This window comes from Streptomyces sp. NPDC053367 (assembly GCF_044545925.1).
Taxonomy (GTDB): domain Bacteria; phylum Actinomycetota; class Actinomycetes; order Streptomycetales; family Streptomycetaceae; genus Streptomyces.
In genome coordinates this window covers 1-19,342 of the sequence record NZ_JBITYN010000011.1, presented here as the reverse complement: position 1 = coordinate 19,342, position 19,342 = coordinate 1, and the positions used below count along the sequence as shown (strand labels likewise).

The following is a 19,342-nucleotide window of genomic DNA, read 5'->3' as shown; positions in this document are numbered from 1 at the left end:
CGGATGGGGCTAGCGGGAGCGCTCCCATCTCCCCACTGATGGGAGCGCTCCCATCCCACCGGTTTCGGTGGCGACTGTAGGAGTCGCCCCATGTTCCTGACAACCCTGCGGAGGCGATTGCGTCGAATCGATTTCGAAGCCGCAGGTCAGCCGGGGTGGATGAGCGAAGATCTCAACTGATGTGTGCACCAAGGGAGTTGGGAGCGCTCCCGAAACTTTCGGTGATGCGGAGTCAGTTGGTGCAGGTGCGGCCGTTCAGGGTGAAGGTGCCGGGAGTTCCCGCCGAGGTGCCGCCGGCCTGGAAGCCGAAGCTCGTCGACGCGCCCGCCGCGAGGGTCGCGTTGTGGCCGGCGTCGGAGGCCGTGACCTCGGTGCCGGACTGGGTGACGGTGGCGTTCCAGGCGTTGGTGACCTTCTCGGCGCCCTTGAAGGAGAAGGCGAGCCGCCACCCGTTCACGGCCGTGGTCCCGGTGTTGCGCACCCGGACCTCGGCGGTGAAGCCGCCGTTCCAGGAGGACCCGACGGTGTAGGTGACCGCGCAGCCCTCGGCGGGCGTGGGAGTCGGCGTGGGGGTGGGAGTCGGCGTGGGGGTGGGGGTCGGTGTCGGAGTGGGGGTCGGCGTCGGAGTGGGGGTCGGCGTGGGGGTCGGGTCCGGGGCCGGGGTGCTGCCGTCGGGCAGGGCGCCCCACTGCCGGTCCGCGCCCTCCAGCAGGACGATGTTCGGGGCGTCCACGGGTGTGCTGCCCGGGGTGGTGGCGATGCCCTGGTACGACCAGTCGTTGCCGGGGTTCCAGGCTCCCGTCGAACTGATCCTGAACTGCACCTCCTTGCGGTACGCGGACTGTCCGGCCGGCGCGATGTCGGTGGCCGAGCAGTCGACGCCGACGTAGTAGACGTCCCCCGCGTGACGCGTCGGGCCGGAGACCGGGCCGCACTGGTTGTAGTTGGTGCTGACGCTGATCTGGCCAGGCTGGACGCCGGGTTCGAGGGTGAAGTAGTACCGCAGGGAGCTGTCGGTGAGCGCGCGGGCGGGCCAGGCCGACCTGTTGATCAAGTACGCCTTGATCTCGGTGAAGTTGGTGCCGGACGCGTTGACCGACGCCTGCACGGACATCTCGGGCCCGTCGGGGGTCTCCGCCCTCGGGAAGCCGGCCTGGGGCGCCCCTCCGTACTCGGCGTACAGCCGGGCGAGGGCGCCGGTGAAGGCCGCGTTGTAGTCGGTGGCGACCTCGTTGTTGACGTAGTTCTGGCGGTCGTCGGTGTAGGCGTCGTCGGCCGCGCTCGGGCCGCCGACGAGGGCGCCGTAGAGGATGTGCCGGCTGTCGGCGGGGCTGGTGATCTGGTCGGTCCAGGAGCCGTGCGCGGTGCGGTGGTGCGGCTTGGTCGGCGGGTTGCTGCCGAAGCCGATGACATAGCTGGACTTCCGGGGGTTGTCGCCGAGGGCGTAGTCGATCTGCCGGACCGCGAAGTCGTGGTAGCGGGCCTTGCGGGTGGGGTCGCCGGTCAGCCAGTCCGCGTAGACGAGCGCGGCGAAGGCGGTGTTGGCGGCGTAGCGCAGGGAGCCCCAGCTGTCGAGGACGGCCTGTCCGCCGGGCGAGTAGCGGACGCGGCTGCCGTTCACGCCGACCGTCCACCAGTCCAGCCAGCGGTTGGTGTCGTCGATGTACTTCTGCTTCCCGGTGAGCTGGGCGAGCAGGACGTACGCGCCGTAGGAGCTGTCGTCCCAGGAGAGGGTCCAGCGGTAGGAGCGGGTGGAGGTCTGCGGCTCGGTGGAGAGGTTGTCGTAGTAGGTCTCGGCCTTGGCGAGGTAGGCGGGGTCGCCGGTGGCCTTGTACAGCCAGATCGCGCCCCACACCAGCTCGTCGCGGTAGCCGCTCCAGGAGTTGTAGTAGCCCTGGGCGTCGCTGATGCAGTCGCTGTACTTGCCGCGGTAGGTGTCGGCGAAGCTGTACAGCTGCTTGGCGTGGGTGAGGAGCTTGTCGGCGTACGCGGCGTCGCTGTCGGCGAACACCATGGAGGAGGCCGCCATGGCCGCCGCGGTCTGGCCCGCGAGGTCCGAGCCGGGGCAGGACGCGTCGATCTTGTAGGCGGGCCGCTCCATCGGCATCACCTCGGCCGGGCCCCACCAGGCGTGGTCCTTGCCGCCGTTGCCGACCTGCCCGTAGAGCACGTTCGGTGCCGGGTGCGCCTTGACGAAGTAGTCGTTGACGAACCTGAGGTTGTTCTTCAGGTGCGTCCACTGGCCGGCGTCGGTGTAGGCGGCCCGTTCCTCCAGGCCGCCCCAGGCCAGCACGGTCGCCGAGAACGCCATCGGCAGGCCGAACTTGACGTGGTCACCGGCGTCGTACCAGCCGCCGGTGAGGTCGACTCCGGCGTCCTTGCCGTCGTTCAGCGCGGAGTCGCCGCGCCAGCCGGCCCGGTTCCAGTCCGGCAGCTTCCCGGACTGCTGGGCCTCGTAGAAGAACAGCGATTTCTGCAGGGCGTCGCCGTAGGCGAAGGCGGGCGCCGCGGTGGAGGGCCCGGCGGACGCGAGCGGGAGCAGCAGCCCCGCGGTGACGGTCGCGGCGAGGGCGGCGGGCCAGGACCTGGACCGTCTGCGGAGGTTGACGAGATGCGGGCGCAACGGATCGTTCCCTTCCGTACGGGTGTGCGGGGAGGATGGATCGTTCGTGCCGTGCTCGGAGAGCGCTTCTGCCTCCAGGCCGTGGGAGCGCTCCCATATGCTGGCCATGAAGCCAGCGGCGGCGCACGGTGTCAAGACGTCCCAGACGGCTGAAAACCCATGCCCCCTTCGGATGCCGGGCCCGTCGAGCGCGGAGGAGGTGATCCTTCTCCTCGGCCGATCCGTCTCGCCTCGGGCCGACCCGGTCTCCTCCGCGCCCGGGGCGGTGGCCGAGGATGGGGCCATGACGGATGAAGCGGGCGAGATCGTTCTGACGAAGACGGACCTTCGGGAGGTCACCGCGTTCGCCGCGGCGTGCGCGGAGGAGGTGCTCGGCGTCTTCGAGGCCGACCGGCCTGACGACCGCCGGCCCCGGGACGCCGTGGACGCCGCCTGGGAGTTCGCCCGGGGCGGCGAGCGCGGGAAGTCCCTGCGGGACACGGCGGCGGCGGCTCTCAAGGCGGCCCGGAGTACGGGCACGGACGCCGCGCGCGAGGCGGCGTGGGCGGCGATGTCCGCGGCCGGTGCCGCCTATCTGCACCCGCTGGCCAAGGCCACCCAGGTCAAGCACATCCTCGGAGCCGGCGCCTACGCGGCCCGGGCGGCCGAGCTCGCCGCAGGCGACGACCGGGATGCGGGTGCCGCACACCTTCGGCGGGTGGTGCCCCGGGCGACCCCGGTCGTCGTCGACGTACTCAGGCGTTTTCCGGCGGCGCCCGCGGGGGGCGGGCGGGTCGGCGAGCTGATCCGGGCGCTGGACGCCGGCCTCCGTGCCCTCACCTTCCCGGGTGCCGAGGCCGGGCTGCCTCTCGGGGCGGACGAACCGGGCTCACGGGGCTGACCGGCGGCCTGGCCGTCGGACCACGGCTGGTAGCCCGGGGCGGGCCCCGGCCGCCTGGACCAGGACAGGTGACGCGGCCGTTCGAACCTGGACAGGTGACCTGGCCGTCCCGAACCCGGGCAGGTGCCCCGGCCACCTGACGAACGGCCGGTGACCCGACCGCCCGAACCCGGGCAGGCGGCCTGGCCGTACGAATCGCGGCCGGTGACCCGACCGCCCGGATGACGGCCGGTGACCCGACCACCCGAACCCGGACAGGCCACCCCGCCACCCGGAGGACGGCCGGTGGCCCGGGGCGGGGGCCGCCGGTCAGGCTCGTGCCGTCGACGTGAACGGATCGCTGAGGAGGCCCAGTTGGCGGAGTTGGGAGAGGACGTCGACGACGCCCCGGATCTCGGCGATGCGGCTGTCGGGGGTGAAGCGGACGATGAAGATCTCGGCGTACTCGACCTTCCGGCCGGTCGGCGCGAGCCCGCGGTACTCGCCCAGGTGCGTGCCGGTGACGGTGTTGCGGAAGACCACCTTGTCCCCCTCGGCGACGACGTCCTCGATCGTCACCCGGATGTCGGGGAAGGCCCGCAGGAGAACCGTCCAGACCTGCTTGAGGGCCTGCGTACCGGTCAGGCCGGTCGGGACGGGCGCGTGGAACACCAGGTCCGGGGCGGCGAGTTCGTCGACGGCGCCGGCGATCACGTCCGGGGCACCGCCGCCGGTGACGGCGTCGTGGAAGCGCAGGAACGCCGCCTTGTGGGACTCGGTACGGACTGCTGACATGGCTGCCTCCTCGGGAACGGCCGGTCGCCGGCCACATCCCTCAGGACGTCACGGCGCGCCGCCCTGTGACATCCGCGCGCGGGCTCACGCCGAGTCGCGCAGCACCAGCCGGGTGCGGAGGATGACGTGCCGCCAGGCGACCTGGGGCTGTTCCATCTCCTCCAGCAGGAGGCGGACCATCGTGCGGCCGATGTCCTCCAGGGGCTGGCGGACGGTGGTCAGGCGGGGCTCGGTGTGCTCGGAGAGCTGGAAGTCGTCGAAGCCGATGACGGCCACGTCGTCGGGGACCCGGCGGCCGGAGGCGTGCAGGACGGCGAGGGCGCCGGCGGCCATGGTGTCGGAGGCGGCGAAGACGGCGTCCACCCGCGGGTGGCGTTCGAGGAGTTCGGTCATCGCACGGCGGCCGCTGGCCTCGGTGAAGTCGCCCTCGACGACCCAGGAGTCGTCCTCGGGCATCCCGGCGTCGGCTAGGGCCTGCCGGTAGCCGCGCAGCCGGCACTGGGCGACGAACATGTCGAGGGGGCCGGCGATGGCCCCGATCGCACGGCGGCCCTGGCGCAGCAGGTGGGTGACGGCCTCGCGGGCGCCGCCCACGTTGTCGGCGTCGACGTAGGTGATCTGCTCCTCGCCGGAGCGGCGGCCCAGCAGCACGGTGGGGATGCCGGCGTCGGCGAGGTGGTCGGGGAGCCGGTCCTCTGCGCGGACGGACATCAGCAGGACGCCGTCGACCCGGCCGCCGCGCGCGTACTCGACGAACCGCTGCCGTTCGGCGTCCGTGCGGACCAGGGTGAGCAGGAGCTGTACGGAGGTGTCGGTCAGGGCGTCGCCGACGGACCGCACGGTCTCCGAGAAGAACGGCTCGCCGAACTGCCGCCAGTCCCGCTCCGTGATGACCAGCGCCACGGCGTCGGCGCGCCGCCCGGCCAGCGAACGCGCCGCCAGGTTGGGCACATAGCCGAGCTCGGCGATGGCCCGCTCGACGGCGCGGCGCGTCGAGTCCTTGACGCCCGCCTTGTTGTTGATGACGCGGGAGACCGTGCCTCGCCCGACACCGGCGAGGGCGGCCACTTGCTCCAGCGTGGGTGTCGTACCGGGCCGACGTCTGACCATGTTCCACCCCCCAGGGGCGTTCGATCTTACGGGCCTCGCCGCGCGTGATCGAACGCTCCGGCGGTTATCGGACGCCGTAGCGCTCCCGCAGCTCCACCTTCCTCACCTTTCCGGACACCGTCATCGGGAAGGTGTCGAGGATCTGCAGGCGGCTGGGGATCTTGTAGTGCGCGAGCCGGCCGTCGCAGAACGCCCGCAGCTCCTCCAGGGCCGGCGGGTCGGCCGGGTCCCGCGGGATGACGCAGGCCAGCACCTCCTCGCCGTAGCGCTCGTCGGGTACGCCCACCACCTGGACGTCGGCGATCTTCGGATGGGCGTAGAGGAACTCCTCGATCTCGCGCGGGTAGATGTTCTCGCCGCCCCGGATGATCATGTCCTTGATGCGGCCGACGATCTCGACGTAGCCGTCCTCGCGCATCACCGCGAGGTCACCGGTGTGCATCCAGCGGCCGGCGTCCACGGCCTCGGCGGTCTTGTCGGGCTGGTCCCAGTAGCCGAGCATCACGCTGTAGCCGCGGGTGCACAACTCGCCCTCCGTGCCGCGCGGTCGGGTGACCCCGGTGGCCGGGTCGACGATCTTCACCTCGATGTGCGGCAGGACCCGGCCGACCGTGCCCGTGCGGTGTTCCAGGTCGTCGTCGCGCCGGGTCTGGGTGGAGACGGGCGACGTCTCGGTCATGCCGTAGCAGATGGACACCTCGGCCATGTTCATCTCGGCGACCACCCGCTTCATCACCTCCACCGGGCAGGGCGAGCCGGCCATGATCCCGGTGCGCAGGGAGGACAGGTCGTAGGAGGCGAAGTCGGGGAGGTTCAACTCCGCGATGAACATGGTCGGGACGCCGTACAGGGAGGTGCACCGCTCCTGCTGGACGGCCTCCAGCGTGGCCCTCGGGTCGAAGGACGGGGCGGGGACGACGATGCAGGCGCCGTGGGAGGTGGCGGCCAGATTCCCCATCACCATGCCGAAGCAGTGGTAGAAGGGGACGGGTACGCACACCCGGTCCTGCTCGCTGTAGGAGAGCAACTCGCCGACGAAATAGCCGTTGTTGAGGATGTTGTGGTGGGAGAGGGTGGCGCCCTTGGGGAAGCCGGTCGTGCCGGACGTGTACTGGATGTTGATCGGGTCGTCGCAGGACAGCTCGGGGAACGGCACCGGGGTGCCGCGGGCGGCGAGGGCGTCCCAGCTCGGGTCGCCGATGAACACGGCCTCCCGCAACTGCGGGCAGTTGCCCCGGACCTGCTCCACCATCGCGCGGTAGTCGCTCGTCCTGTGACTGAGGGACGCGAAGAGCAGTGAGATCCCGGCCTGCTTCAGGACGTACTCGACCTCGTGGGTGCGGTAGGCCGGATTGATGTTGACCATGATCGCGCCGATGCGGGCGGTGGCGTACTGGACGAGGACCCACTCGGGGCAGTTGACCGCCCAGATCCCCACCCGGTCGCCCTTGGTGACACCGCTCGCGAGGAGCGCGTACGCCAGCCGGTCGACGTCCGCCACGAACTCGGCGTAGGTCCAGCGCCGGCCGGAGGGCACGTCGACGAGCGCCTCCCGGTCGGGCCAGGCGGCGGCCGTGCGGTCGAGGTCGGCGCCGATGGTGTCGCCGAGCAACGGGGTGTCGCCGACGCCGTGTGCGTACGAGAGCACGGGCGTCTCCTGGGGGCGGCCGGGGTACGACGGGCTCACCGGAAGTCCTCCTCGCGGTACTCGGCGTCCGATCCGGCCGCGGTGGCCTCGCGCAGCTCGATGCGGCGGATCTTGCCGGAGACGGTCTTGGGCAGCGGCGCGAACTCCAGGCGCCGGATGCGCTTGTAGGGGGCGAGGACCTCGCGGGAGTGCTCGAACAGCACCTTCGCGGTGTCGGCGCCCGGCTCCCAGCCCTCGGCGAGGACGACGTACGCCTTCGGCACCGCCAGGCGCAGCTCGTCCGGCGCGGGCACGACGGCGGCCTCGGCGACGGCCGGGTGCTCCAGGAGGGCGCTCTCCAGCTCGAAGGGGGAGATCTTGTAGTCGGATGCCTTGAAGACGTCGTCGCTGCGGCCGACGTAGGTCAGATAGCCGTCCTCGTCGCGGGAGGCGACGTCGCCGGTGCGGTAGTAGCCGTCGGCCATGGCCTCGGCGGTGCGCTCCGGGTCGCCGTGGTAGCCGGTCATCAGGCCGACCGGGCGGACGGACAGGTCGAGCGCGATCTCGCCCTCGGCGGCGCCGGGCGCGCCGGTGACGGGGTCGAGCAGTTCGACGCGGAAGCCGGGGCTGGGGCGGCCCATGGAGCCGGTCTTGAGGGGCTGGCCGGGGCTGTTGGAGACCTGGACGGCGGTCTCGGTCTGGCCGAAGCCGTCCCGGACGGTGACGCCCCAGGCGCGCCGGACCTGCTCGATGACCTCGGGGTTGAGGGGCTCGCCCGCGGCGACGGCCTCGCGGGGCGGGGTGGCGAGCCGGCCGAGGTCGGCCTGGATGAGCATGCGCCACACGGTCGGGGGCGCGCAGAAGGTGGTGACGCCCACCCGGTCCATCTCGGTCATCAGGCGGGCCGCGTCGAAGCGGGTGTAGTCGAAGAGGAAGACGGTCGCCTCGGCGTTCCACGGCGCGAAGAGGTTGGACCAGGCGTGCTTGGCCCAGCCGGGCGAGGAGATGTTGAGGTGCACGTCGCCTGGCCGGAGGCCGATCCAGTACATGGTGGCGAGGTGGCCGACCGGGTACGAGGTGTGGGTGTGCTCGACCAGCTTGGGCCGGGCGGTCGTCCCCGAGGTGAAGTACAGCATCAGGGTGTCGTCGGCGCGGGTGGGGCCGTCGGGGGTGAAGCCGGCGGGGGCGGCGTAGGCCTCCTCGTAGGCGTGCCACTCCCCTCCGGTGCCGCCGACCGCGATCCGCGTGTAGCCGCCGGGGACCTCGGCGAACTTCTCCGTGTCGCCGTCGCGCGCGATCACGTGCCGGACGTGTCCGCGCTCGACCCGGTCGCGCAGGTCGGCGGGGCCGAGCAGCGGGGTGGCGGGGATGACGACGGCGCGCAGCTTCATCGCGGCGAGGGCGGTCTCCCACAGCTCGGCCTGGTTGCCGAGCATGACGAGGATGCGGTCGCCGGCCCGTACGCCGAGGCCGCGCAGCCAGTTCGCGACGCGGTCGGAGCGGTCGGAGAGCTCCGCGAAGGACAGCAGGGTCTCGGTGCCGTCCTCCTCGACGATGTGCAGGGCGGTGCGGTCGTTGCCGTCGGCGATCCGGTCGAACCAGTCGAGGGCCCAGTTGAAGTGTTCGGGGCGCGGCCACGTGAAGCCCTCGTATGCGCGTGCGTAGTCCTCGCGGTGCTCCAGCAGGAAGTCGCGTGCTCCGCGGAAGTCCTCGGTGGCCGTCGTCATCTGTCCTCCTCTGTGCCGGACCATTGCCGGGCGGCTCCCGGTCATCGTGTAATCCGTGATGCGGGTCTCACTACCCCCGAACGGGGGTGTGCGCCGCGAGGTTGCGGGTGGCCTGTCCGGCGATCGGGACGCGGGACGGCGGCGGGACCCTGCCGGGACACGGCGGGGAGGGCGGCGGGAAGGGGCAGCGGACGGCCGGCCGGGCCGCGAGGGACGACGAGGCAGGGCACCCGGGCGGGCGAGGCGAGCGCGCGGGTCGGCAGAGGCGGGCGGCGGGGCGTGTGGCGAGACGGGCGAGCAGGTGCGCGGGGCACGGCAGGGAAGGGCGAGCGGGTGGCGGCGGACACGCGGACGGACGGAGCGGCGGGTGCGGACCTGCGGGCCGCGCTGCTGAGGCTGCGGCGGGCCACGGGGCTGCCCGTGGCGTTCGGCGGGCTGGTGGAGCCGGGCCGGCCGCGGGTGCGGATCAGCGAGCTGAGCGGGACGGCGACGCCGGCGCTGCGTTCGCTGGCGGTGACCTCCGGCAACGGCCTGGGCGGCAAGGCGGTCGCGCTGTCGCGGCCGTGCGCGGTGACGGACTACTCCTCTTCGCGGCAGATCAGCCACGAGTACGACGTGCCGGTCGCCACGGAGGGGCTGCGCTCGGTCCTGGCCGTACCGGTCGTCGTACGGCGCCGGGTGCGCGGGGTGCTGTACGGCGCGCTGCGTACGGCCCAGCCGCTGGGCGACCGGACCCTGCACGCGGCGGTGCAGGCGGCGCGGGACGTGGAGCAGTCGCTGGTGGCGGCGGAGGAGGCGCGGAACCTGCTCGCCGCGGCGCCCGCCCCGGCCACCGGCACCCGTACCGATGCCACGGCGGCCCGGGAGCGGCTGCGGGAGGCCCACGCGGCGCTGCGTGCGCTGGCCCCGCGGATCGCCGACCCGGCGCTGCGGGAGGAGCTGCTCCGGGCGTGCGGCCTGCTGACCCCGGAGGACCCGGACGGCCCGGTCACCGTGGACCTCGCCCCGCGCGAGGTGGACGTGCTCGCCTGGGTGGCCGCGGGCGCCACCAACGCCACCGCGGCCGACCGGCTCGGCCTGCGCCCCGAGACCGTCAAGAGCTATCTCCGCTCGGCCATGCGCAAGCTGGGCGCCCGCACCCGCGGCGAGGCAGTGGCGACAGCCCGCCGCACAGGAGCGCTGCCGTAGCGGGCGGGCCGCCGGAGGGCAGTGCGGCCGTAGTCGGCAGGGCGCCGGAGCGCAGCGCGGCTGGGCTCGGCGAAGCGCCGGGCCGGAGTGCGGCCGTGCGTGGCGGGCCGCCGGTCGGGAGCGCTGCCGCGCTCGGCGGGCCGCCGGACGGGAGCGCTGCTGTAGTCGGCGGGCCGCCGGACGGGAGTGCTGCCGCGCTCGGCGGGCCGCCGGAGCGCAGCGCGGCTGGGCTCGGGGAAGCGCCGGACGGGAGTGCCGCTTGGCACGGCGGAGCACCGGACCGGAGAGCGGCCGCGCTTGGCGGAGCACCGGACCGCAGCGCGGCCATGCTTGGCCGAGCGCCGGACGGGAGCGCTGCCGTAGCCGGCGCGGCGCCGGACGGGAGCGGTGCCGTAGCCGGCGGCGGGACGCCGGGTGGAGGTCCTGCCCTGGACGGCGGCCCGCCGGACGGCGGTGCTGCCGTGCTCGGCGCGGCGCCGGACGGGAGCGGCGATGCCGTTGGTGACCGAGCGCCTGGCGGGGGTGCTGCCCCAGACGGTGGCACGCCGGGCAGGAGCGCTGCGCCAGGCGGCGGCCCAGCCGTCGGTGCCGGCGGCGGAGCCGTCATGACAGTTGTCACAGGTGCGGCCGGCGCCCCGGTCCGCGAGGCGGCCGGCGCGGCCCGAGTGCCCCGGCGAACCGCCGACGGACCCGCCCCCACGGCAGCCGCGCATTCATATGCCGGCGCCCCGAATTTCCGTATGATCCCAAGTTGTTATTTCCCTCACCACCTCGTCACTCCGATATTCAATGAGTCGTTGCCTAGAATTTGGCACGGCCACGACACGCGGAGGGAGCGGTGACCGTGCGACGGGACTTCCAGGAGCCTGCCCGATGCCGCCCCGACCTGGTCATCGGCAGGGAGGAGCTGTTCGCCGCGGCGCGCGAGCAGCTCGGGCGGGGCGGCAGCGTGCTGCTGCACGGGCCCGCCGGAATCGGGAAGTCGACCGTGCTGCGGGCATTGGCCGCGGAATACGGCCGCACCGCACGGACCGTGCTGCGCTGCTCGGCCACCGAGTCGGAATCGCACCTGCCCTTCCTGGCCCTGGCCGACCTGCTCGGCCTGGTGCTGCACGAGGTGTCGGACCAGCTGCCCGCCGCCCAGCGCACCGCCCTGGAGTCGGCGCTGACCGGCCGCGGCGAGTCCAGCCTCCAGCGCGACGGCCTCGCGCTGCGCCTGGCCGTGCTGTCGGTGCTGCGGGCGCTCGCAGCCGAGGGCCCCGTCCTGGTCGTCGCCGACGACCTGCAGTGGCTGGATTCCGCCAGCGCCGAGCTGCTCGGCTTCGCCGCGCGCCGCCTGGGCGACTTCCCGGTACAGATCCTGTGCGCCGTACGCACGGACGGACAGGAGTACGACCGTCAGCTGCGGGCCACCCCGCCGGAGACGCTCGCGCTGCGGCTCGGCCCGCTCACCCGCGCCCAGGTGGCGGCGCTGCTCGACCAGGGCGGCTACGAGCTGCCCCGCTCCACGGTCCGGGACATCCACCGCACCAGCGGCGGCAACCCGCTGTTCGCCCTGGAGCTGGGCCGCGCCCTCGCCGAGAGCGCCACCCCGCCGCGGCCGGGCGAGCCGCTGCCGGTGCCGACCTCGCTGCGCGCGCTCGTGCTGAGCCGTCTGGAGATGCTGTCGGAGGAGGCCCGCGCCACCCTGCTGGTGGCCAGTGCGGGCGCCCGGCCCACCCTGGCCCTGCTGCACGCGGCCGGCCGGGAGAACGCCGAGGCGGAGACCGCGCAGGCGGCCGCGCTGGGGCTGCTGGCGACGGAGCCGGAGGGTCCCGCCGTACGGTTCGCGCATCCGCTGATCTCGGCCGCTCTGTACGCGGAGGCGCCCGCGCAGTCGCGGCGGGCGGCGCACGCGGCGCTGTCCACGGCGGCCTTCGACCCGATCGAGCGGGCCCGGCATCTGGCGCTGGCCACGACCGGCACCGACCCCGAGGTCGCGGCCCGGCTCGGCGAGGCCGCCGCGCTGGCCCGGGACCGCGGGGCGCCGTCCGTGGCGGCCTCCCTCGGGCTGCTCGCGGCCCGGCACACCCCGGCCGGCATGGTCCCGAGCCCCGACACCCGCAGGCTCCAGGCCGCCGAGGACGCGCTGACGGCGGGCGAGGTCGACCTCGCCCGGGACATCGCCCGGGACGTGCTGACCCGGGCCACCGCCTCCAGCGACCGGGTGCGGGCCTGGATGGTGGTGATCGAGGCGGCGGGCCAGGCGCTCGGTGACGTCGACGCCGTGTTCCCGCAGGCCCTCGCGGACGCGGGCGACGACCCGCGGCTGCTCGCCCAGGTGCACTACCAGCTGGCCTGGCGGGGCCTGGTCGTCGTGGGCGACTTCGCCGAGGCCCGCCAGGAGGCCGAGCACGCCGCCGAGCTGGCCGCCCGGGCCGGCGACCGGCGCACCGAGCTGCTCGCGCTGTCCTTCCAGGCGCAGACCGAGACCCTGATGGGCCACCCGAACGCCCCGCAGACGATCAAGCGGGCCCTGCGCGAGCCTCAGGACCCGCAGGTGGCGTGTCATCACAACGGGGCCGGTGCGGCCCGCTTCCGCTGGCTGATCATGAGCGACCAGCTGGCCGAGGCCCGCGCCACCGTGACCGCGCTGCTGCGCGAGGCACGCAGGCGCGGCAACGTCGAGAGCGAGGTGCACTTCGTGCGCTCGCTCGCGGAGACGGAGCTGCGCTCGGGCAACTGCGGCCGGGCGCTCGACCTGGCCCGCGAGAGCCTCCGGCTGGCCCGGGACTGCGGCCTGGGTGAGGGCGCGTCGGCGATGTTCACCTCGCTGGCGGAGGCCTCCGGCGGGGACGCGGAGCTGGCCCTGGGGCTGGCCCGGGAGGCCGTGGGGCACGCCGAGGAGGACGGCGACCCGATGTACCTGTCCCTGGCGCTCGGGGCGCTCGGACACGCCCAGTTCGTCACCCAGGACGCGCCCGGGGCGGTCGCTTCGCTGCGCCGGGTGCGGCAGCTGGAGGAGAGCCTCGGCGTGACCGACCCGGCCCGCGGCCGCTGGCAGGGCAACCTGGCCGAGGCGCTGGTGCTCGTCGGCGAGACCGCCGAGGCCCAGGAGGTGATCGACGTCACCCGCGAGCAGGCGCTGCGGCTCGGCCGGGAGAGCGTGCTCGCCGTGCTGGACCGGGCGGAGGCGCTGGTGCGGGCCGCACGCGGGGAACGCGAGGCGGCCGTCGCCCAGCTGACCTCCGTGCAGGACCGGCTCGCCAAGCTCGGGTTCGGTCTGGAGGAGGCGCGGGCGGCCTTCGCGCTGGCCCGGCTGCGCACCGGACGGCCCGGCCCGACGTCGTACGACGAGGCGGAGCGGCTGTTCCGCAGATGCCGTGCGCTGCCCTGGCTGAAGCAGGTGGAGGCGGCCGCGCAGGCGAGCCCGGTGGAGGTCTCCGCACCCGCGCCCGCGCCCGCCGAGGTGGACGCGCTGGCCGGGCTGGCCTCGATGGAGCGTCAGGTCGCGGCGCTGGTCATGGAGGGCGCGACCAACCGGGAGATAGCCGGCCGGCTGTTCATCAGCGTCAAGACGGTCGAGGCGACCCTGACCCGCGTCTACCGCAAGCTCGGGATCCGCTCGCGGGTCGACATCGTCCGGCTGGCCGCGGGCCGCCACGCCAAGTGAGCCCCTGGGCTCACCCGGCTCGACGCCGTCGCACGGCCCGGCCCTGGTACGGCCTCGCCCGAGCCGGGACGACCTCGCGCGACCGAGGGTTTTCCCTGCCCCAACTCGCTTAGGGGGTTCCCTCATTGGGAGGGTGCGGGGCCAGGTCTAGCGTAAGGGCGTGCCGCTCGCCGGGCACACGGAGGCCGGTCCCGAGGCCTTCGTGCAACCCCCCACCCCGCGCGACCCCCCACCGGCAACCTCCGAGGAGACTCATGTTCGGGTTCACCCGTGCAAGACGATCCGCCGTAGTCCTCGCGGCCGGCGCCGCTGCCGCCGCCACCGCCCTCACCTGCGCCCCCTCCGCCTCCGCCGCCCCCAACCCGATCGTGGGCGGCACCACGACCACCACGTCCGCGTACCCGTTCATGATGCAGATCACCGACGCCCACCAGAACCAGTTCTGCGGCGGCACGCTGGTCTCCCCCACCAAGGTCGTCACCGCCGCGCACTGCATGGCGGGCGAGACCGCCGGCTCGGTCCGCGTGGTCGGCGGACGCACCTACCTCAACGGCACCAACGGCACGGTCGCCCGGGTCAGCAGGATCTGGGTCCACCCGAACCACACCGACGCCACCGACGGCGAGGACGTGGCCGTCCTCACGCTGTCGACGTCGATGCCCTACACCACCGCCAAGTACGTGACCTCCTCGCAGACGGGCGTGTACACGGCCGGCACCACCGCCCGGGTGCTCGGCTGGGGCACGACCTCGGAGAGCGGCGGCTCGTCCAGCCGGCTGCGGACCGCGACCGTCCCGGTCGTGTCCGACAGCGGCTGCGGCAGCGCCTACGGCTCCGACTACGTCGCGAGCGAGATGGTCTGCGCCGGATACTCCTCCGGCGGCGTGGACACCTGCCAGGGCGACAGCGGCGGTCCCCTGCTCATCAGGGGCGTCCTGGCAGGGATCACTTCCTGGGGCGAGGGCTGTGCGAGGGCCGGCCACCCGGGTGTCTACACCCGGCTGACGGCCTTCTCCGACCTGGTGAGCACACAGGTCGCCTCGTGACCCAGAAGACTCCTGAGTATCCCTCAGGTGAGTGACCAGGGGGCGTTGCGGGCCTCCACGAGCGGCCCGCAACGCCCCCTATCCATGTCCGCTCACCGCACGACGGTCCCGAACCTCAGGTCGTACGACGTCCCTTCGTACAGTGTGTCGAGCATCCGCCGCCCCTCCCGTTCGACCTCGTCCCGCCGGGCTCCGGTGAGGGGGGTGAAGGGCTCGACGACGAGGGCGTCGTCGATGATCCGCCACACCCCGGCGAGGAAGCCGTCGACGAGGAGCGGGCAGTAGAAGGTGTTCGCCTGCCAGGTGCGGCCCTTGTTCGCGGGCGGGACGACGCGGGTGCGGTCGGCGTGGGAGAGCAGCAGGTTGTCGAACTCGGGCAGGAAGCGCGGCGGTGCCGGGGTGTCCGGGTCGGGGCGCGGGGCGTCGGGCAGGTCGAACAGCTCGACGCCGTTCTCGTCGCGGAAGGTCAGCAGCCCCGGGCGGAGCCGTTCGAAGACGGGGCGCGTCCGGGTCAGCCCCGCCCAGGTCTGGAAGTCCTTCACCGAGGCCGGGCCGAAGGCGGCAAGATAGCGCAGGACGGTGGCGTCGGGGGACGCGGCGGGTTCGGCGGGGCGGCCAAGCCAGTGCTCGACGGTGGTGAGGGCGACCTGGCCGCTTCGGCCCCACAGCCCGCGCGGGGTGACCTGTACGAGCGGGAGGCCGCAGCGGGCGGCGACGGCGAGCGACTGCGGGTCGGCGTCCGGCCACTCCTCGCCGAGGACCTCGCGCAGCTGCTTCATGGTGCGCGGTGTCTCCTCGACGGACTCCCGGGCGATCGCGGCGAGCCGTTCCAGGTCGACGCCGACGAGCCCCTTGCGGAAGTAGCCGATCTCCCGGTCCCGCGCGGACTGCACCAGCGGCCGCAGGGTGAGGCTGTCGTCGGCCGTGTGCAGATGGATGGTGGAGCGCATGGTCACGATCCGCACGGCCTCCCGGCGCTCCAGCAGTCCGGACAGCTCCCCGGGCGCGAAGCCGTCGAGCCGCGCGGCGAGCGCGACGTACGGCGGCCTGACCTCCTGCGCCTGGAGGCCGACGAGGTGCTCCACCGCGGCCTTCGCGGACAGCGGCGCACGGCGCAGCAGCAACTGCCGTTCGAGGGTGGCGCGGTTGAGGGCGCGGGGCCCGAGCACGGGGGCGTGGGCGGAGCTCGTCCTGGTCATACGGGCACGCTAGCGGGACTTGCGGACGACTTCTGTCCTCTACGGCCGCCGTTGCCGGCCGGGGATATCCTGCCCGCTGATCAACCCGTGCGTACGACCCGAGAGGCACCGCGATGGCAGAGCGACGCGTCCGTCCCGCCGCCAAGGGCCCGGGGAGGAGGGTCTGGCGCCGCACGCCGCCTTCGCAGAGGGCGCCCGCAGCGCGGCCGCAGGCGCCGGTGGCCCCCGCCGCGGAACCGGTCGAGATCGGCAGTGTGGCCGAGGCGGCGCTGTACCGGGACGGGGTGCGGGTCTCCTCCCCCGGCACGCTGGCGGAGGCCTTCCGTGAGCTCAGGGAGCAGCCGGAGGGCATGGCGTGGATCGGTCTGGCCCGTCCGACGGAGGCCGAACTGCTGTCGATCGCCGCCGAGTTCGATCTGCATCCGCTGGCGGTGGAGGACGCGCTGGAGGCGCATCAGCGGCCCAAGCTGGAGCGCTACGGCGACACCCTGTTCGTCGTCCTGCGCGCCACCCGCTATCTGGACGCACCGGAGGAGATCGACTTCGCCGAGCTGCACGTCTTCGTGGGCGCCGACTTCGTGATCACGGTCCGGCACGGGGCGGCCCCGGACCTGTCGGCGGTGCGCCGCCGTATGGAGGCGACGCCGGATCTGCTGAGGCTGGGCCCGGAGGCGGTGCTGTACGCCATCCTGGACGCGGTCGTCGACGGTTACGCGCCGGTCGTCGCGGGCGTCCAGAACGACGTCGACGAGATCGAGACGGAGGTGTTCCGCGGCGACCCGGAGGTCTCCCGCCGTATCTACGAACTCTCCCGCGAGATGGTCGAGTTCCAGCGCGCCACCCGCCCCCTGGTCGGCATGCTGCACGGTCTGATGGCCGGCTTCTCCAAGTACGGCACGGACGACGAACTCCAGCGCTACCTCCGTGACGTCGCCGACCACGTCACGCACACCAGCGAGCGCGTCGACGGCTTCCGCCAGGCGCTGACGGAGATCCTGACGGTCAACGCGACGCTGGTGACGCAGCAGCAGAACGCGGAGATGCGGGCGTTGGCGGAGGCGGGCTTCGAGCAGAACGAGGAGCTCAAGAAGATCTCCGCCTGGGCCGCGATCCTCTTCGCCCCCCCCTGGTCGGCACGATCTACGGGATGAACTTCGACCACATGCCGGAGCTGCACTGGGCCGCCGGCTACCCCTTCGCGGTCCTGCTGATGGCGGTGGTCTGCGTCAGCCTGTACGTGATCTTCAAGCGGCGCGACTGGCTGTAGCGCCCGCCCGGCGCGGGTAAACCCGGCGAGGTGCCGCGTGAGCGCCGGGTCACCAGACGAGGCCGCCGTCCACGCGGATGTTCTGCCCCGTGACCCAGCCGCCGTCGGGTCCGACCAGGAAGGCGACCATGCCCGCGATGTCGGCGGTGCTGCCGAGGGCGCCCAGCGGGGTCTGCCTGGCGACCTCCGCGCGGACCTCGTCCGTGGTGGCCGAGCGCAGCATGCCCTTCTCGCCGCTGTCGGTGGGGCCGGGCGAGACGACGTTGACGGTGATGCCGCGGCCGCCGAGCTCACGGGTGGCGATCCAGGCGAACTGTTCGAGGGCGGCCTTGCTCGCGGCGTACACGGCTTCCTGCAGCCGGGGCCAGCGAGTGGTGACCGTGGAGACGTTGACGATGCGTCCGCCGTCGGTCATGCGTCCCGCGGCGTGCTGGATGGCGAAGAACGGCGCTTTGGCGTTGACGGCCATCTGCCGGTCGAAGTCCTCCTCGACGGTCTCGCCGATCGGCGTCCGCCGGAAGGTGCCCGCGTTGTTGACAAGGATGTCGAGCCGTCCGTCGAAGTGCTTGTCGGCGGCGAGGAAGAGCGCCTCGACCTGGTCGAGGTCGGTCAGTTCGATCCGCTCGGCCCACACCGTCCCTCCCTCGGCCGTGACCTCGGCGACGGTCTGCCGCGCGGACTCCTCGTCGCGGCCGTAGCTGAACACCACCGCCGCCCCTTCGGCGGCCAGTCGCCGCACGATGGCCCGGCCGATCCCCCGGGACCCGCCGGTCACGATCGCGTTCTTGCCGGCCAGTGGCCTCGTCCGCTCAGTGGTCATCGCTTGCCGTTCCTCTCGGGGTCCTCGGCGCCGGAATGCCGATTAGGACACGCCCCGGAGGTGACGACAAGGACGGTCCGGCTACTTTGTGAGGTCGCCCGTGGGACCGCTCCCACAGCCCGTGGGCCAAGGGGCGGGACCCGGATCCGGGCCCTTGGTCACCCCCCGGGCCGGGGACGGAGACGACGGAAATCCGCGGGTGATCAGCTCCGGTACAGCTTGGTGAGGAGTTCGACGGCCGCGCGGGTCGCTGGGTGCGGGTCGTCGCGCCACCGGGCGAGCCGCACGGCGACCGGTTCGGCGTCCCGGACCGGCCGGTGGACCACGCCCGGGCGGCGGTACTGGTGCGCGGCCGACTCGGCGGTCATGCCGACGCGGCGCCCGACCGGCGACGGCGGTGCGCCAGTTGTCCATGTCATGGTGAGAAACCGCAGGTCAGACCACTATACACTGCGAATATACCTGCCGTGTATAGTCCCCTCATGCCTTCTCTGACCAAGAAGCTTCCGACCCGGAAGACGACGACAACGGGGGCCGGGTTCCGTGCCGCCGCGATCGGCGCGGTGGCCGCCTGCGCGGCACTCGCGCTGACGGGGTGCACCCGCCTGGAGACGACCGCGCCGAGCACCGTGCGCACCGAGGCCGCCGCGGGCGCCCCCGCGCGCTTCGGGGCCGTGGACTGCCGCAGGGCCAAGTGCATCGCGCTGACCTTCGACGCCGGGCCCAGCGAGAACTCCCCGCGGCTGCTGGACATCCTCAAGAGGGAGCGGGTCCCGGCGACCTTCTTCCTGCTGGGCGAGGGGCACATCGACACCTATCCCGAGCTGGTGCGGCGGATGGCCGCCGAGGGGCACGAGGTCGCCAGCCACACCTGGGACCACAAGATCCTCACCGAGCTGCGGCCCGACGAGATACGCGAGGAACTGCGGCGCCCCAACGAGGAGATACGGCGCCTGACCGGGCGCACCCCCACCCTGATGCGTCCGCCGCAGGGCCGCACCGACGACACCGTGCACGAGATCTGCCGGGAGCTGGGCCTCTCGGAGGTGCTGTGGTCCGTGACCGCCAAGGACTACAGGACGAACGACTCGGCGCTCATCGAGCAGCGTGTCCTCGACCAGGCGTCCCGCGACGGCATCATCCTGCTGCACGACATCTACGACGGGACCGTGCCGGCCGTGCCCGGCATCATCGAGGCGCTCAAGGAGCGCGGCTATGTCTTCGTGACCGTCCCGCAGCTCCTGGCCCCCGGCAGGGCCGAGCCTGGGGCGGTGTACCGCTAGGTGTATTGACCCGCAGCGTTGTTGACGCGGCTGATGGGCGGGTGTCCGGCCAGTGCGGTGTGGCAGCGGTGGTGGTTGTAGGTGTGGAGGAAGTCTGCCAGGGCCGCTGTCCGCTCGGTGTTCGAGGTGTAGGGCCGCAGGTAGGC

Annotated in this window: 12 protein-coding genes and 3 pseudogenes; 6 read left to right on the top strand and 9 right to left on the bottom strand. The window is 73.2% G+C overall.

The window, feature by feature from the left end:
- Positions 1-232: 232 nt before the first annotated feature.
- On the bottom strand, positions 233-2,731 hold the full coding sequence (locus ACIGXJ_RS28475) for a glycoside hydrolase family 9 protein (protein ID WP_399651055.1): 2,499 nt from the start codon (positions 2,729-2,731) through the stop codon (positions 233-235).
- 175 nt (positions 2,732-2,906) lie between these two features.
- Here ACIGXJ_RS28475 and ACIGXJ_RS28470 point away from each other — a divergent pair, with 175 nt between their 5' ends.
- A complete protein-coding gene (locus ACIGXJ_RS28470) occupies positions 2,907-3,503 on the top strand; it encodes a putative immunity protein (RefSeq protein ID WP_399651052.1) in 597 nt (198 codons plus the stop codon).
- A 309-nt stretch (positions 3,504-3,812) separates the two neighbouring features.
- On the opposite strand, the gene ACIGXJ_RS28465 is transcribed toward ACIGXJ_RS28470, so the two are convergent.
- The 4 genes from ACIGXJ_RS28465 to ACIGXJ_RS28450 all read right to left on the bottom strand — a co-directional run bounded on the left by ACIGXJ_RS28465 (position 3,813) and on the right by ACIGXJ_RS28450 (position 8,741).
- A complete protein-coding gene (locus ACIGXJ_RS28465; RefSeq protein WP_399651049.1) occupies positions 3,813-4,277 on the bottom strand; it encodes an ester cyclase in 465 nt (154 codons plus the stop codon).
- An 84-nt stretch (positions 4,278-4,361) separates the two neighbouring features.
- Positions 4,362-5,387 (bottom strand): LacI family DNA-binding transcriptional regulator, encoded by a 1,026-nt coding sequence (locus ACIGXJ_RS28460; protein ID WP_399651045.1) that lies wholly within the window; start codon positions 5,385-5,387, stop codon positions 4,362-4,364.
- A gap of 64 nt (positions 5,388-5,451) precedes the next feature.
- Positions 5,452-7,035, bottom strand: coding sequence for an AMP-binding protein (locus ACIGXJ_RS28455; protein WP_399651947.1), 1,584 nt, complete (start codon positions 7,033-7,035; stop codon positions 5,452-5,454).
- Positions 7,036-7,070: 35 nt separating this feature from the next.
- Positions 7,071-8,741 (bottom strand): AMP-binding protein, encoded by a 1,671-nt coding sequence (locus ACIGXJ_RS28450; RefSeq protein WP_399651042.1) that lies wholly within the window; start codon positions 8,739-8,741, stop codon positions 7,071-7,073.
- Positions 8,742-9,074: 333 nt separating this feature from the next.
- Here ACIGXJ_RS28450 and ACIGXJ_RS28445 point away from each other — a divergent pair, with 333 nt between their 5' ends.
- The 3 genes from ACIGXJ_RS28445 (at position 9,075) to ACIGXJ_RS28435 (ending at position 14,627) form a co-directional block, all read left to right on the top strand.
- A complete protein-coding gene (locus ACIGXJ_RS28445; protein ID WP_399651039.1) occupies positions 9,075-9,929 on the top strand; it encodes a LuxR C-terminal-related transcriptional regulator in 855 nt (284 codons plus the stop codon).
- A gap of 838 nt (positions 9,930-10,767) precedes the next feature.
- Positions 10,768-13,581: an AAA family ATPase gene (locus ACIGXJ_RS28440; protein WP_399651036.1), complete on the top strand. Its 2,814-nt coding sequence runs from the start codon at positions 10,768-10,770 to the stop codon at positions 13,579-13,581.
- Positions 13,582-13,835: 254 nt separating this feature from the next.
- Positions 13,836-14,627, top strand: coding sequence for a S1 family peptidase (locus ACIGXJ_RS28435; protein WP_399651034.1), 792 nt, complete (start codon positions 13,836-13,838; stop codon positions 14,625-14,627).
- A gap of 92 nt (positions 14,628-14,719) precedes the next feature.
- Here the strand turns inward: ACIGXJ_RS28435 and ACIGXJ_RS28430 are convergent, their stop codons facing one another.
- Positions 14,720-15,826 carry a winged helix DNA-binding domain-containing protein gene (locus ACIGXJ_RS28430; protein WP_399651032.1) on the bottom strand — a complete coding sequence of 369 codons (1,107 nt, stop codon included), beginning with the start codon at positions 15,824-15,826 and terminating at the stop codon, positions 14,720-14,722.
- 113 nt (positions 15,827-15,939) lie between these two features.
- On the opposite strand from ACIGXJ_RS28430, the pseudogene ACIGXJ_RS28425 reads away from it, so the two are divergent.
- A pseudogene (locus ACIGXJ_RS28425) lies at positions 15,940-17,093 on the top strand (magnesium and cobalt transport protein CorA).
- Positions 17,094-17,142: 49 nt separating this feature from the next.
- On the opposite strand, the gene ACIGXJ_RS28420 reads toward ACIGXJ_RS28425, so the two are convergent.
- Both ACIGXJ_RS28420 and ACIGXJ_RS28415 read right to left on the bottom strand, forming a co-directional pair.
- Positions 17,143-17,913 (bottom strand): SDR family oxidoreductase, encoded by a 771-nt coding sequence (locus ACIGXJ_RS28420; RefSeq protein WP_399651031.1) that lies wholly within the window; start codon positions 17,911-17,913, stop codon positions 17,143-17,145.
- Between the two features lie 203 nt (positions 17,914-18,116).
- Positions 18,117-18,333: pseudogene (locus ACIGXJ_RS28415) on the bottom strand (LysR family transcriptional regulator); the annotation flags it as partial.
- 62 nt (positions 18,334-18,395) lie between these two features.
- Between ACIGXJ_RS28415 and ACIGXJ_RS28410 the strand changes: the two are divergent.
- Positions 18,396-19,196 (top strand): polysaccharide deacetylase family protein, encoded by an 801-nt coding sequence (locus ACIGXJ_RS28410; RefSeq protein ID WP_399651027.1) that lies wholly within the window; start codon positions 18,396-18,398, stop codon positions 19,194-19,196.
- Here ACIGXJ_RS28410 and ACIGXJ_RS28405 read toward each other — a convergent pair.
- Positions 19,193-19,342: pseudogene (locus ACIGXJ_RS28405) on the bottom strand (IS481 family transposase); the annotation flags it as partial. The gene ACIGXJ_RS28410 and the pseudogene ACIGXJ_RS28405 overlap by 4 nt on opposite strands.